The 13,429-nt window shown below is 68.7% G+C and carries 15 protein-coding genes; 11 read left to right on the top strand and 4 right to left on the bottom strand.

Annotated features, from left to right (window positions below; genetic code table 11):
• Positions 1-20: 20 nt before the first annotated feature.
• Complete coding sequence (ykgO, locus tag ACWPN8_RS04235; RefSeq protein ID WP_012973122.1) at positions 21-146, bottom strand: type B 50S ribosomal protein L36; 126 nt, start codon at positions 144-146, stop codon at positions 21-23.
• A 664-nt stretch (positions 147-810) separates the two neighbouring features.
• On the opposite strand from ykgO, the gene ACWPN8_RS04230 reads away from it, so the two are divergent.
• Positions 811-1,779: a tripartite tricarboxylate transporter substrate binding protein gene (locus ACWPN8_RS04230; protein ID WP_109453081.1), complete on the top strand. Its 969-nt coding sequence runs from the start codon at positions 811-813 to the stop codon at positions 1,777-1,779.
• A gap of 95 nt (positions 1,780-1,874) precedes the next feature.
• Here ACWPN8_RS04230 and ACWPN8_RS04225 read toward each other — a convergent pair whose 3' ends face one another.
• Positions 1,875-2,894: a tripartite tricarboxylate transporter substrate binding protein gene (locus ACWPN8_RS04225; RefSeq protein ID WP_492239998.1), complete on the bottom strand. Its 1,020-nt coding sequence runs from the start codon at positions 2,892-2,894 to the stop codon at positions 1,875-1,877.
• Positions 2,895-3,297: 403 nt separating this feature from the next.
• Here ACWPN8_RS04225 and ACWPN8_RS04220 point away from each other — a divergent pair, with 403 nt between their 5' ends.
• From ACWPN8_RS04220 to tyrS, 9 genes are all read left to right on the top strand, one after another.
• The gene (locus tag ACWPN8_RS04220; RefSeq protein WP_109449924.1) at positions 3,298-3,966 is read left to right on the top strand and encodes a 4-carboxy-4-hydroxy-2-oxoadipate aldolase/oxaloacetate decarboxylase; all 669 of its coding nucleotides are present in this window, start codon (positions 3,298-3,300) and stop codon (positions 3,964-3,966) included.
• 39 nt (positions 3,967-4,005) lie between these two features.
• Positions 4,006-4,959: a hydroxyacid dehydrogenase gene (locus ACWPN8_RS04215; protein ID WP_492239997.1), complete on the top strand. Its 954-nt coding sequence runs from the start codon at positions 4,006-4,008 to the stop codon at positions 4,957-4,959.
• A 127-nt stretch (positions 4,960-5,086) separates the two neighbouring features.
• Complete coding sequence (locus tag ACWPN8_RS04210; RefSeq protein WP_492239996.1) at positions 5,087-5,800, top strand: response regulator transcription factor; 714 nt, start codon at positions 5,087-5,089, stop codon at positions 5,798-5,800.
• Positions 5,797-7,254 (top strand): sensor histidine kinase, encoded by a 1,458-nt coding sequence (locus ACWPN8_RS04205; protein ID WP_492239995.1) that lies wholly within the window; start codon positions 5,797-5,799, stop codon positions 7,252-7,254. Before ACWPN8_RS04210 ends, ACWPN8_RS04205 begins: the two co-directional genes overlap by 4 nt.
• Before the next feature lie 75 nt (positions 7,255-7,329).
• Positions 7,330-7,551, top strand: a complete 222-nt coding sequence (locus ACWPN8_RS04200) for a hypothetical protein (RefSeq protein ID WP_109449915.1) — start codon at positions 7,330-7,332, stop codon at positions 7,549-7,551.
• Between the two features lie 17 nt (positions 7,552-7,568).
• Positions 7,569-8,132 (top strand): cytochrome b, encoded by a 564-nt coding sequence (locus ACWPN8_RS04195; protein WP_492239994.1) that lies wholly within the window; start codon positions 7,569-7,571, stop codon positions 8,130-8,132.
• A gap of 162 nt (positions 8,133-8,294) precedes the next feature.
• A complete protein-coding gene (gene radC, locus ACWPN8_RS04190; protein WP_247873178.1) occupies positions 8,295-9,110 on the top strand; it encodes a RadC family protein in 816 nt (271 codons plus the stop codon).
• Positions 9,111-9,227: 117 nt separating this feature from the next.
• Positions 9,228-9,887, top strand: a complete 660-nt coding sequence (locus ACWPN8_RS04185; protein ID WP_098740568.1) for a YcbK family protein — start codon at positions 9,228-9,230, stop codon at positions 9,885-9,887.
• 216 nt (positions 9,888-10,103) lie between these two features.
• The gene (tyrS, locus tag ACWPN8_RS04180; RefSeq protein ID WP_492239993.1) at positions 10,104-11,351 is read left to right on the top strand and encodes a tyrosine--tRNA ligase; all 1,248 of its coding nucleotides are present in this window, start codon (positions 10,104-10,106) and stop codon (positions 11,349-11,351) included.
• An 18-nt stretch (positions 11,352-11,369) separates the two neighbouring features.
• Here tyrS and ACWPN8_RS04175 read toward each other — a convergent pair whose 3' ends face one another.
• Positions 11,370-12,320 (bottom strand): MBL fold metallo-hydrolase, encoded by a 951-nt coding sequence (locus ACWPN8_RS04175; RefSeq protein ID WP_492239992.1) that lies wholly within the window; start codon positions 12,318-12,320, stop codon positions 11,370-11,372.
• Positions 12,321-12,512: 192 nt separating this feature from the next.
• Here ACWPN8_RS04175 and ACWPN8_RS04170 point away from each other — a divergent pair, with 192 nt between their 5' ends.
• Positions 12,513-13,004 (top strand): lytic transglycosylase domain-containing protein, encoded by a 492-nt coding sequence (locus ACWPN8_RS04170; protein WP_199237678.1) that lies wholly within the window; start codon positions 12,513-12,515, stop codon positions 13,002-13,004.
• Positions 13,005-13,025: 21 nt separating this feature from the next.
• Here ACWPN8_RS04170 and ACWPN8_RS04165 read toward each other — a convergent pair whose 3' ends face one another.
• Positions 13,026-13,418 carry a hypothetical protein gene (locus ACWPN8_RS04165; protein ID WP_492239991.1) on the bottom strand — a complete coding sequence of 131 codons (393 nt, stop codon included), beginning with the start codon at positions 13,416-13,418 and terminating at the stop codon, positions 13,026-13,028.
• Positions 13,419-13,429 lie beyond the last annotated feature (11 nt).

The raw sequence follows: 13,429 nt of genomic DNA, 5'->3' as shown, positions 1-13,429 counted from the left end.
GATCGACCCTTGCGGATCGATCAGCCCTGGCGGGCCTTGAAACGGGGGTTCTGCTTGTTGATGACGTAGACGCGGCCCTTGCGGCGGATCACGCGGCAGGCCTTATGGCGCGTCTTCATCGACTTCAGGGAGTTGACGATTTTCATGATGCTGTTCCTGAACGCTCGGCGGCTCGATTGAAGGCGCGCACCATAGTGCGGTGCCCACCGACTGTCAACGCTCGGGAACGCTCCGAAAAGCACCTCCCTGCCGCTCAGCCTTTGCCGCCCCATCCACCCCGCCGGAACGACAGATGCGGGAGGACGGATGGGCATAGGATATTTATGGGACATAATGCTGATACCATCTCTCCAATAAAGAGAAATCCATGGGACGGTCCAGCAAACTGTATGGAAGATATACAACTTCGCGTTAGACGGCGCCGATGGGCGGCGGGCCGGAGATGACTGTCCGCCCACGATTCTCGACTTTGCCCTCCCCAAAAAAATCCAACAAAAACTGCCACACAATCGAGCCGATACACAGTATTTACTTATGACACCCTGATAGCTTCATCAATCCTTCGCAATATTCTGCGGTGTATTGACGCGACGATCCGAAATCGTATGCTGCGGAGTTGAAGGGCTGTTCTTGCTGATGTAGGAACATCCTCAGATATTCAGCGGCATCCGGACCGCCATCGCGCATGATTACAGCCGATCCCGTCGGAAAGGTTGTCGATTCGTGCCGGATCGGCCCGGACTCCGTCCCGTTCCGCGCATGGCACGCCGCATGCGGTCGCCTGCGCAGCGCATCATCGATGGGGGGATCATGAAGTTCTGGAAAGCTCTCTCTCTGGCAGCCGCGGCCGGCGCGCTGTTCATGTCGGCCACGAACGCCGAGGCGGCCTATCCGGAGAAGCCGGTCACGATGATCGTGGCCTTCGGCGCCGGCGGCGGCACCGATCTGCTGATTCGCGCCCTGGCACCCTTCCTGGAAAAGCAGCTGGGTGAGGGCAGCCGGGTCGAGGTGGTGAACAAGCCCGGTGCCGGCGGCGAGATCGGCTTTGCCGCCATCGCCGACGCCGCCCCCGACGGCTACACCATCGGCGCCATCAACTCGCCGAACGTCAACGCCATCCCGATCGAGCGCCAGGCCCGCTATTCGCTGGACCGCCTCGACCCGCTCTACAATCTGGTCGACGATCCCAGCTCCTTCGCGGTCAACACCGAAGGTCAGTTCAAGACGCTGACCGACGTCGTCACCTTCGCCAAGGCCAACCCGAACGGTGTGACGGTCGGCACCACCGGCATCGGCTCCGACGACCATCTGGCGATGCTGGTGTTCCAGCGCCAGGCCGGCGTGACCTTCACCCATGTGCCCTTCCAGGGCTCCGCCGCCAACGAGGCGGCGCTGGCCAACAAGAAGATCATGCTGAGCGCCGTGAACATCGGCGAGGCGATGCAGTACAAGCAGAAGGACCCGATCGCCGTCCTGGGCGTGATGGCCGAGAAGAAGGTGGAGCAGGCCCCCGGCGTCGGCACCTTCAAGGAGCAGGGCTTCAACGCGCTGATGTCGTCGCTGCGCGGCATCGCGGCGCCGAAGGGTCTGCCGCCGGAGGTGCGGACCAAGCTGGTCGACGCGCTGGGCAAGGCCGCCAACGATCCGGGCTTCCAGGCCAAGGCGAAGGAGCTGTACCAGCCGATCCGCCTGCTGGCGCCGGACCAGTACGCCGCCGAACTGGCCGAGTCGACCAAGGAGCTGCGCGAGCTGTGGGCCACCAACCCGTGGCTGAAGTAAGAGCCCCCGCAGGGTTCGGACGATAAGGAAAGGGCGCCGGCTTGCACCGGCGCCCTTTATCGTTTTGAAAAACTCACGATCCCTTCGTCAGCCCCTCACTTCAGCCAGGGCGTCTCCTTCCAGATGGTGCGGAAGGTCGCCTCCTGGGTCTTCAGCTCCGCCGCATACTGGTCGGAGGGCAGCAGGCGCAGCGGCTGGTAGGCCTTGCGGGCGATGTCCTGGAACTCCGGATGCTGGACCGCCTTGGCGATGGCGTCGACCAGCCGGGTCCGCACCTCCGGCGGAAGGCCCATCGGGGCGGCGAGGCCGCGCAGCGACGACATCTTCACATCGAAGCCGAGTTCCTTGAAGGTCGGCACGTCGGTGGCCTGCTCCGACCGCTTTTCGGTCATCACGCCCAGGATGCGGATCGGGTCGCCTTCACGGGCCCGCGCCGATTTGCCGATGTTCATCGAAGTGACCTGGATATGCCGGCCCAGCAGGGCGCGGTGGGCGTCGGCGCTGCCCGGGAAAGGCACATGGGTCAGCTGGGTCTGGGTCAGGCGCTGGAACATCAGCATCGCCAGATGGTCGTCGGAGCCGATGCCGGTGGTGCCGACCGTCACATTGTTGGGGTTGGCCTTGGCGAAGGCGGCGACGTCGGCCAGCGTCTGGAACGGGCTGTCCTTGTGGACGACGAAGGAGCCGGGATCGTCGACCAGATTGTAGAGCGGGTCGAGCCGGTCGAGCGAGAAGCGCGCATGCCGCTCGATGGGGATCGTCACGACGTTGGGCGAGTTGATGAGGCCGATGGTGTAGCCGTCGGGGGTGGCGTCGGCGATGGCAGCGAAGCCGATCTCGCCGCCCGCACCCGGACGGTTCATCACGATCACCCGGGCGCTGCCGCCCAGCTCCTTCTCGATGAAGGGGGCGAGCGACCGGACGATGAAATCGGACCCGCCGCCAGCGGCATAGCCGACGATCAGGCTGATCGGCTTCTCCGGATAGGCGGCCAGGGCAGCACCCGGCGCCGCCAGCGCGATGACCGCCGCCAGCCCGGCGGCGGCCCCAGTGGCGACAATCCCGGCGGCCGCCGACAGCCGCCCCAGCCCGCGCGACAGGAACCCGTGCGACAAGGCGCCAAACCGGCCGATTCCAGCCGCGGCGGCGGGTCCTGTCGATCCATCCTGAACGGTGGAATGCGCCTTCATATCCATACATCGCCTCCTTCGGTTCGCATCCGCGCCACGGCCGGGACCACGATCCAGCGTTGTACCCGGAACCGCCCCGGGAACCGCCGATCCTGCGGATGCGGCATCTTCCAATTGCTTTTTATCGATCATCAGACACCGTTCTGGCGCCTTCTTGCGGCACGACCCATCGTAGAGGCGATTTTCCAGCAATCAACCTCCGTTTCGATGTTCTCAGTTACAGCAAAATATTCTAATACTTGTCTATCCGTCGTGATTCACCCGTCATAAGGATCGTCCGGGGCACGCCGCACCGGATGCCGTTCATTCGCGAAAGGCTGTTCCCGGCATGACCGTTCACAAGGATTTCGCCCGTCCCGACGCCGTGACGCTGGAGGCGCTGCGTGCCCAGGCCCCCGCCACCCTGCACGAGGCCATGGGCAAGAAGGGCGCCATGGGCTACCCGATCAAGCCGCTGTTCCCCGGCATGCGGCTGTGCGGTCCGGCGCTGACCGTGTCCTGCGGGCCGACCGACAACCTGATGATCCACATCGCGGTGGCGCTGGCCAAGCCCGGCGACGTGCTGGTGGTGGATTTCAAGGGCATGACCGATGCCGGCCCCTGGGGCGACATCCTGACCGCGTCGGCCATCGCCCGCGGTCTGGGCGGGCTGGTGATCGACGGCTGCGTGCGCGACGCCACCGCCATCCGCGACATGGGCTTCCCGGTCTTCTGCCGCGGCACCAACATGAAGGGCACCAACAAAACCGACGCCAAGGGCGACGTCAACACGACGGTCGTGGTCGGCGGCGTGATGGTCTCGCCGGGCGACATCGTGGTCGCCGACGACGACGGCGTGGTGGTGGTGCCGCAGGATCTGGCTGCCGACACGCTTGCGAAGGCCGCCGCCCGCGAGGCCGCGGAAGAGGCCTACCGCCACAAGCTGGAAGCCGGCGAGACGACCATCGAGCTTCTGAACCTGAAGCCCTATCTCGACGCCGCCAACATCGCGCTCTGACCCGCCCGCCGACCGCCCCCTCCAGCGAAGTCCCCCGCCATGCCCGACATCATCATTTCCGAATTCATGCAGCCCAGCGCCGTGGACGAGCTGCGCCGCGACTTCGACGTCCATTACGACGAGACCCTTTATAAGCGCCTGGACGAGCTGTATGCGATGGGCCGCGACGCCCGCGCCATCTGCATCCGCAACGAGACGGAGATCCGCGGCGCCTTCTTCGACGCCTTCCCCAACCTGAAGGCGGTGGGCCGGCTGGGCGTCGGGCTGGACAACATCGACGTGCCGGCCTGCCAGCAGCGCGGCATCGCCGTCCTGCCGGCCACCGGCGCCAACGAGGTGTCGGTGGCGGAGCTGGCGATCGCCGGCCTGATGATGCTGGTGCGCGGCACCACCTATTTCGCGACGCCGGACGTGGCCGCCGGCAAATGGCCGCGCGGCCGGCTGATCGGGCGTGAGGTGTCGGGCAAGATTCTGGGCATCGTCGGTTTCGGCCGCATCGGCCGCCATGTCGCCCGCCGTGCCCAGGGGCTGGACATGACGGTGATCGCCGCCGACCCGCATGTGCCGGCCGACGATCCGGTCTGGGCCCGCATGGGCGTGGAGAAGGTGTCGTTCGACCGCATCTGGGACAGTGCCGACGCGCTGTCGCTCCACCTGCCCTACACGCCCGACACCCACAATCTGGTGAGTGCCGAGGTGATCGCCCGGCTGAAGCCCGGCACCATCCTGGTCAACGTCGCCCGCGGCGGCATCGTCGACGAGGCCGCACTGGCGGCGGCGCTGACGAGCGGCCATCTCGGCGGCGCCCTGCTCGACGTCTATGCGACGGAGCCGCTGCCGGCCGACAACCCGTTCCAGGGCGTGCCGAACCTGATCCTGACCCCGCACATCGGCGCCACCACCGACGAGGCGCGCGTCCGCACCGGCCATATGATCGCCGACAATGTCCGCGCCGTGCTGACCGGAACCATCCCGGACACCGCCATCGTCTGAGTGCGACGGCAAGGGGCCTTCCTCCGCCGGCATGCCGGGGAAGGCCCTTTTTGTTGCCCGGCTTGCAGCCGCGCGGCAAAAGGCGGAGAGTCGCGGCCACCCGCCCACCGGTTCCGGGAATTTCCCTTTGCGGCTGCTGCTGATCGAAGACAACCGCCGGCTGGCCGCCCTGACCGCCGAAGGGCTGGGCAAGGCCGGCTTCGCCGTCGACCTCGTCCACAGTGCGGAGGATGCGTCGGCCGCCCTGGCCGTCACCGGCTTCGATGCCGTGCTGCTCGATCTCGGACTGCCCGATGCCGACGGGCTGACGCTGCTGTCGGCCCTGCGCGCCCGCGCCGACGCCACCCCGGTGCTGATCCTGACCGCCCGCGATTGCGTGGACGACCGGGTCAGGGGGTTGAATCTGGGGGCCGACGATTATCTGGTGAAGCCCTTCGCGCTGGAGGAGCTGGTCGCCCGCATCCGCGCCCTGCTGCGCCGGCCGGGGGCGGCGCTGGGCATGGTGCTGCAACAGGGGAACCTCGCCTTCGATTCGGCGGCCCGGCTGGCCAGCGTCGCCGGCAGGCCGCTGGACCTCAGCCGGCGCGAGCTGGACGCGCTGGAACTGCTGCTGCGCCGCGCCGGCCGGGTGGTGTCGAAGGCGGCGCTGGAGAACGGCCTCTACGGCTTCGGCGAGGAGGTCGGGTCGAATGCGGTCGAGGTGCTGATCCACCGGCTGCGCAAGCGGCTGCTTGCCGCGGGCGCCACCGCCGGCGTCCAGACCCTGCGCGGCATCGGCTACATCCTGACCGAAGTGCCTGCGGAGAAGGGGGCGGAGGCCGGCACGGAGAGCGGGCAATGAGCGGCGGCGCGGACAAAGGGCGCCCGCCGTCGCTGCTGGCCTCCATTGCACGCTGGCTGGTGCTGGTCACGCTGCTGGCGGTCGCCACCACGGCGCTGCTGCTCTATGTCGAGTTCAAGGGCACCCACGACCGGATGCGCCAGCGCACCCTGTCCGGCGTCGCCCGCGTGATCGAGAAGGCGGTGCGCGGCCCCGACGGCACGCTGAACACCACTTTGTCCGAGCCGGTCCAGGCGATGCTGCGGGTGAATGCCGCCTCCTTCGCCCTGGTCGATGGCGGGGGCCGGCTGCTGCTCGGCTCCAGCGGTGTCGACGGTCCGCTCGACCCTGGCGCGACCGAACGGCCGCGCAGCGTCTTCCGCGTGCCGGCGCAGAACGGCGAGCCGCCGCTCTACGGCCTCAGCCACCGCATCGAGGTCGGCGGCCGGGCCTATTGGATCCAGGTGGCCTCCGGCGAGGAGGAGCTGCACATCGAATGGCTGCTAGAGGAGTTCGTCGAGCATTTCGGCTGGATCTGGCTGCCCTTCGCCCTGGTGCTGATCATCGTCAATCTGGTCATCATCCACCGCGGCCTGCGCCCGCTGCGCCGCGCCTCGGCCCGTGCTGCCGAGATCGGACCGGACAGCGTGTCGGAACGGCTGCCGGAGCAGGGCATGCCGCGCGAGGTGCTGCCGCTTGTCCGCGCCGTCAACCAGGCGCTCGACCGGCTGGAGGCCGGTTACGAGGCGCAGCGCGGCTTCATCGCCGACGCCGCGCACGAGCTGCGCACGCCGCTGGCGGTGCTGGACGCCCATCTGGCGCTGATCGGCGCCGCGGGCGCCCCGATTCGCGAGGATGTCGCCGGCATGGCGCGGCTGGTCGACCAGCTGCTCGATCTGGCGCGGCTGGACGCCCTGCGCATCGCCCCCGACGAGTCGGTCGATCTGTCCCGGCTTGCGGTGGAGGCCGCCGCCCATCTCGCCCCGCTGGCGCTCGGCAAGGGCCGCCTGATCGAGGTGATCGGCGACGAGCGGGCGCTGCCGGTGCGTGGCGCACATGACCCGCTGTTCCGCGCCCTGCGCAATCTGGTGGAGAACGCCGTCTGCCATGCCCCGGCCGGCAGCACGGTCAGCCTGGAGCTGGCGCAGTCCGCCGACGGCGGGCCGCTGCTGCGGGTGATCGACCGCGGCCCCGGCATCCCGCCGGACCAGCGGACCCGCGTGTTCGAGCGCTTCTGGCAGGGCGGGCGCGACAGCCGCCACGGCGCCGGAACGCATGTTGACGGAACAGGCGGGGCCGGGCTGGGCCTGTCCATCGTCGCGCGCACCATGCAGGCGCATGGCGGCGGCATCGCGGTCGAGGACACCCCCGGCGGCGGCGCCACCTTCACCCTGCATTTCCCGCCCATGCCGCGGCGAAGCGACGCAGCCCGTCCGATTCCGGCTGCCGCGGGTGTGCCGCAAGCCCCCCTGTGAGCCCGCCGTAAGCCCCCTGTAAGCTTGGCGGTCTAGACCGGTGGGGACTTTCCGCCCCTGCCAGGAAGACCGCCGATGCTGTCCGCCACCTCCCCGACCGCCCTGCCGACGATGCCGTCACCGCTCCAGAGCCGCCCGTCCGCGACCGCGACGGCCACGGCCGGGATCGACAGCGACGGCGACCGCGACAACGACACCCGCGAGAGCGCCAGCGCCCAGTCCACCGAGCAGCGCAGCGCCACCCCCAGCCTGCCGGCGGACCCCAACCGCGGCCGCACGCTCAACATCACCGCCTGAACGGAGGCGCGTTCCAGATGCCCACCACCTACAGCACCACCCAGAAAACCCTGCACTGGCTGATCGCCCTGCTGATCGTCGGCCTCTATCTGCTGACCTTCGGCGAGGATTTCTACGAGCGCGGGCACCCCATGCGGGCCACGATCTGGTGGCTGCACATCTCCTTCGGCCTGGGCCTGCTCGGGCTGGTGCTGTCGCGGATCGTGCTGCGCCTGACCCGCGGCACCCCCGCCCTGCCGCCGGAGATGACGCCGGCCGAACGCGGCGCCTCGCAACTCGTCCATTTCGGCCTCTACGCCCTGATGCTGGCGATCCCGCTGGTGGGCGTGGTGCTGACCTGGCTGCGCGGCGACACGCTGACCTTCTTCGGCCTGTTCACCATCCCCTCCCCCGTCGAGGCCGACCGCACGCTTGGCCGCTCGGTGAAGGAGATCCACGAGCTTGGCGCCAACCTGATCCTTGCCCTTGCCGCCCTGCATGCGGCAGCGGCGCTGTGGCACCATTTCGTCCGCCGCGACGGCGTGCTGGCCCGCATGCTGCCGGGCCGCCATGGACGCAGCCAGCCCGGCCTCGCCGACTGATCCCGCGGCCGTCTTTCTCCACCCATGCGAGCGCCGCCCCTGTGCGCTCGCGCATCCAGACGCTATAGTCTTTGCCATACATATGCATGGCGATGGGCGATGGCAGAACGCAAGACGACAGGACGCGGCCGGAAGACCGGACGTGCGGCAGGCGGAGCGGAAATGGACGATGCCGGCCAAGGCGCCGGCCTCCTGCCCTTCCCCGACCTGCTGGCCTCGACCGCCGGCTCCACCCCCGATCCCGCCCCCGATGCCGCTGGCGACGCCGACGATGAGGCCGCCGCCGAGGATCCCCATTATCTCGACCATCGCGAACGGCTGCGCCGCCGCTTCCTCGACCGCGGCCCGGACGCGCTGGAGGATTACGAGCTGCTGGAGATGGTGCTGTTCGCCGCCAGCCCGCGGCGCAATGTGAGGCCGCTGGCCAAGCTGCTGATCCGGACCTTCGGCGACCTGTGGGGGGTGGTCAACGCCCCACCGGAACGGCTGCGCGGCCTGAAGGCGGACGGCGTGTCGCTCGGCACCGACAATGCCGTCGCCACCGTTCGCATCGTCGGGGCGGCGGCCCTGCGCGCCTTGCAGCAGCGGGTGATCGACCGGCCGGTGCTGGCCTCCTGGCAGGCGCTGATCGACTATTGCGCCGCCGCCATGGCGCATGAGCCGACCGAGCAGTTCCGCCTGCTGTTCCTCGACCGCAAGAACAAGCTGATCGCCGACGAGGTGCAGCAGCGCGGCACCATCGACCACACCCCGGTCTACCCGCGCGAGGTGGTGAAGCGCGCGCTGGAGCTGTCGGCCGCCGCCGTGATCCTGGTGCACAACCACCCCTCCGGCGACCCCACCCCCAGCCGCGCCGACATTGAGATGACCAAGGAGATCGTCCGCGCCGCCAACGCCGTGGGGCTTGTCGTGCACGACCATCTGGTGATCGGCAAGGGCGGCCGGCACACCAGCTTCAAGGCGCAGCGCCTGCTGTAACCCGCTCCTCATCCCCTGCTTGCCATGCAGCCGCGCCATGCGCCGCCACTTTGCATTTGCGAATCGGTCGCCATTTTGTTGACCTGACGCTGCCCCGCCGAAAGATCGACCGACCGCATGTCCTCCTCGCCCCTCTCCCTGAAGCGCCGCAGCCTGCTGATCGGCTGCGGAGCCCTGGTGCTGATGTCCGACCGCGCGATGGCCGCCCCCGCCGCCCCGCGCCGCCTGACCCTGACCAACCAGCACACCGGCGAGACCTTCGACGGCCCCTACCGCGACGCCGACGGCCCGCTGCCCGACGCGATGGCCGACCTCGGCAAATTCCTGCGCGACCACCGCGCCAACAAGGAGGGGCCGGTCGACGTCGGCACGCTCGACTTCCTGGCCGATATCCTGGAGGCGGTGGGCCAGTCCAAGGCGACCATCCTGTCGGCCTTCCGCACGCCGGAAACCAACGCCATGCTGGCCGCCCGCAGCCTGGGCGTGGCGGAGCACAGCCAGCACCTGCTGGGCCGCGCGCTGGACGTCACCCTGCCGTCGCGCCTGCCCGATGCGCACCGCAGCGCGCTCGACCTGAAGCGCGGCGGGGTGGGCTGGTATCCGCGCTCCCACTTCCTGCACATCGACACCGGCCCGTTGCGCAGTTGGGAGATGTTCGGCCAGAACCTGGACGGTCTGTTCGCCCCCGGCGCCCGCAGCACCCGCCTGCGCACGGTGTCGCAACGCATGCAGCTGCACCGGGCCATCGCCCGCCGCCAGATGCTTGGACGGAAGTGATCGTCCAAGGCTGGATTTTTCCCTCATGCCGGTGTAGGGAGTGCGCCATGACCGACCGCATCGCCCTCACTGCCCCGATGTATTATCCGCCGCTCACATAGCGCGGCGTCGATCGGTCATACCCGAAACCATGCCGTCGCAAGTCCGGCGGCCATGGTTCTCTCCCCATACAGAGACAGTCTCCGGACGGCCCGGCCAACCGTAGAGACGTCTTCGATGCCGACCCAGTCCAATGCTGCCGAGTTCCTGCGCATCCTGCGCGAGCGCGGCTTCCTCCATCACTGCAGCGATCCGGCCGACGACCTGTCGGGCCTCGCCGCCGCGGCGCCGGGCGGGGCGCTGACCGCCTATGTCGGCTACGACGCCACGGCGGCCAGCCTGCATGTCGGGCATCTGCTGTCGATCATGGCGCTGCGCTGGCTTCAGCGCACCGGCAACCGCCCCATCGTGCTGATCGGCGGCGGCACCACCCGGATCGGCGATCCCAGCTTCCGCGACACCAGCCGCCCGATGCTGGACGAGGCGCAGATCGCCGCGAACGCCGCCGGCCTGCGCAGCGTCTTCGGCCAGTACCTGACCTTCGGGGACGGCCCGGCGGACGCCGTCATGGTCGACAATGCCGACTGGCTGGACGGGCTGGACTACGTCCCCTTCCTGCGCGACGTCGGCCGCCATTTCACCATCAACCGCATGCTGAGCTTCGAGTCGGTGCGCCAGCGGATGGAGCGCGAGCAGCCGCTGACCTTCCTGGAGTTCAACTACATGATCCTCCAGGCCTATGATTTCCTGGAGCTGTCGCGCCGCCACGGCTGCCTGTTGCAGATGGGCGGGTCCGACCAGTGGGGCAACATCGTCAACGGCATCGAGTTGGCCCGCCGGGTCGAGCGGCGCGAGCTGTTCGGTCTGACCACGCCGTTGCTGACCACGGCGTCGGGCACCAAGATGGGCAAGACCGCCGGCGGTGCGGTGTGGCTGAACGCCGACGCGCTGAGGCCCTTCGATTTCTGGCAGTTCTGGCGCAACACCGAGGACGCCGATGTCGGCCGTTTCCTGCGCCTGTTCACCGAACTGCCGCTCGACGAGATCGCCCGGCTGGAGCGGCTGGGGGGTGCTGAGATCAACGAGGCGAAGATCGTCCTGGCGACCGAGGCGACCCGCCTATGCCATGGCGCCGTGGAGGCGGAACGGGCGGCGTCGGCGGCCGGCAGCCCCTTCGCCCCCAATGGCGACGGACTGCCGGAAGTCATCCTGCGGCTTGCCGAGGGGACCGGCGGCGTGCCGCTGGTCGATGCGCTGGTGGCGGCCGGCCTGTCGGCCTCCAAGGGGGCGGCGCGCCGCCTGATCCGCGAGGGCGGCGCCCGGCGGGACGGCCGGCCGGTGACCGACGAGGCGGCGACGCTGACCGCGCCGGCCGTGCTGTCGGCCGGCCGCAAGCGTCATGTCCGCCTGATCGTCACCGCGTGAGGATAGGTAAAGGTGGCGTCAGCCCTCCAGCTGGCGCCACATCTCCATGTCGCGCTCGGCGGTCCAGATGCGCGGATCGACATGGCCGGTCGCCTCGTCATAGGCGCGGGTGACGTTGAACGGCATGCAATGGTCGAAGATCACCCAGTGGCTGAATTTCGGCTTCAGCGCGGCGTAGGTGTCCTTGTAGATGGCGCGGAGGTCCTTGCCGGCCGCGACCCCCTGCTTGACCAGCTCGAACAGGTCGCTGGTGAAGGCGCGGGTGCCGCGCAGCCCCTCCTGCACCTGTTCCGCCGTGGTCAGGGCGGCACCGCGGCCGGGCACCAGCTTCTCCGGCTTCAGCGCGGCGAGGGCGTCGAGCGTCGCCGGCCAGTCGGTGAAATAGGCGTCGCCGCAATAGGGCGTGGCGCCATATTCGACGAGGTCGCCCGAGAACAGGATCTTCTGCTGCGGCAGCCACACCACCGTGTCGCCCTTGCTGTGGCCACGGCCGAGTTGCAGCAACTGCACCTCCAGCGAACCCAGCCACATCGTCATGTGGCCACGGAAGGTGATGGTCGGCCAGGTCAGGCCGGGGACGGACTCGACGGCGCGGAACAGGCGGGGGAAGCGGCCGATCTCGCTCGCCATGTCGGCCTCGCCGCGCTCGACGATCAGGTCGCGGGTGTCCTCGCTGGCGATGATCTGCTCCGGCGCATAGCCCGAGGCGCCCAGCACGCGCACCGCATGGTAATGCGACAGCACGACATGGCGGATCGGCTTGTCGGTGACCTCGCGGATGCGGCGGATGACATCCTGCGCCATCACCGGCGTCGCCTGGGTGTCGATCACCATCACCGCATCGTCGCCGATGACGATGCCGGTGTTGGGATCGCCCTCCGCCGTGTAGGCATAGGCGTTGTCCGACAGCTTGTCGAAACTGACGGTCTTCTCGTCCAGGTCGGCGTGCGAAGCGAAGTTCTTGGACATCCGTTTTCTCCACAGGCGCGGCCGATACCCCCAACCCTCCAGGGACGCACGGCCGTCATTGATCGGTTGGGCAAACCATATCGTTTCACTTGAAACCATGCAATGCGTTTGAATTAACCGGTTGTTAGCGGGCGCCGCCGCCTTCTCATGCATGCGTCTGGTCGCGGGGGGAGGCATCGGGTGAGACGGTGGGTGCGTTTCGATATTGCCGCACTGCTGGCATCCGCGCTGCTGGTTGCCGCAACCCCGGCCCTGGCCGACCGCGCGCCGAAGGGCATCGCCGCCGTCCCGCCGCACTGCCTGGACATGGCGGCGGTGGAATGGCAGGTGCCGGCCGATGCGCTGCGGCTGATCCTGGCGGTGGAACAGGGCACGCCCGGCGCCTGCTCGGCCAACAGCAACGGCACCAAGGATTGCGGGCCGGGGCAGATCAACAGCATCTGGTTCCCGGTGATCGCCGCCGGCCGCGTCCCGCCGGAGGTGGTGCAGCAGGCGCTGACCTTCGACCCCTGCTACAACATCCGGGTCACCGCCTGGATCCTGCGGCGGGAGATCGACGCCGTCGGCTGGGAGAATTTCTGGACCGCCGTCGGCAACTATCACAGCCGCACGCCGGAGTTCCACGCCCGCTACCTGCGGCGCGTCATCGAAGCCGCGAAGTCACTGTCCAGCCAGCCCAAATAAGCCCAGACCAAGCAAACCCAGCTAAAGCGCCTTGCGCGTCAGCTCCACCTGCATGCCGACCTTCCCACCTTGGCCGCCGGGACCGCAGGACAGCCCCATGCAGAAATAGGACAGCGTCATGTCCGGGCAGAAGGCCAGCAGGCCCGACGCATCGGTCAGCGAGGTCCGTTGGTCGACCGCGTCCGGCAGCGTGACGCGCAAGCCCTCCGGCGTCATCGTCAGTTCCCCGCCCATCCGGCGGGCCGCCCCCAGGCAGATGCCGTCCGACCGGCTGCCGCCCTCGGCCACCGCCTCGCCCAGCAGATAGCTGCGGATATGCAAAGCCGCTCCGACCCCGGCGAACAGGACGCCGCAGACCGACAGGGCGATGCAGGCGGTGCGGGCCGATCCGGGGGCGAAGAGGGGGCCGGTCATGGCGGTGGAGT

This window comes from Azospirillum sp. UENF 112521, assembly GCF_058780665.1.
This window is presented reverse-complemented; position numbering and strand designations above follow the sequence as displayed.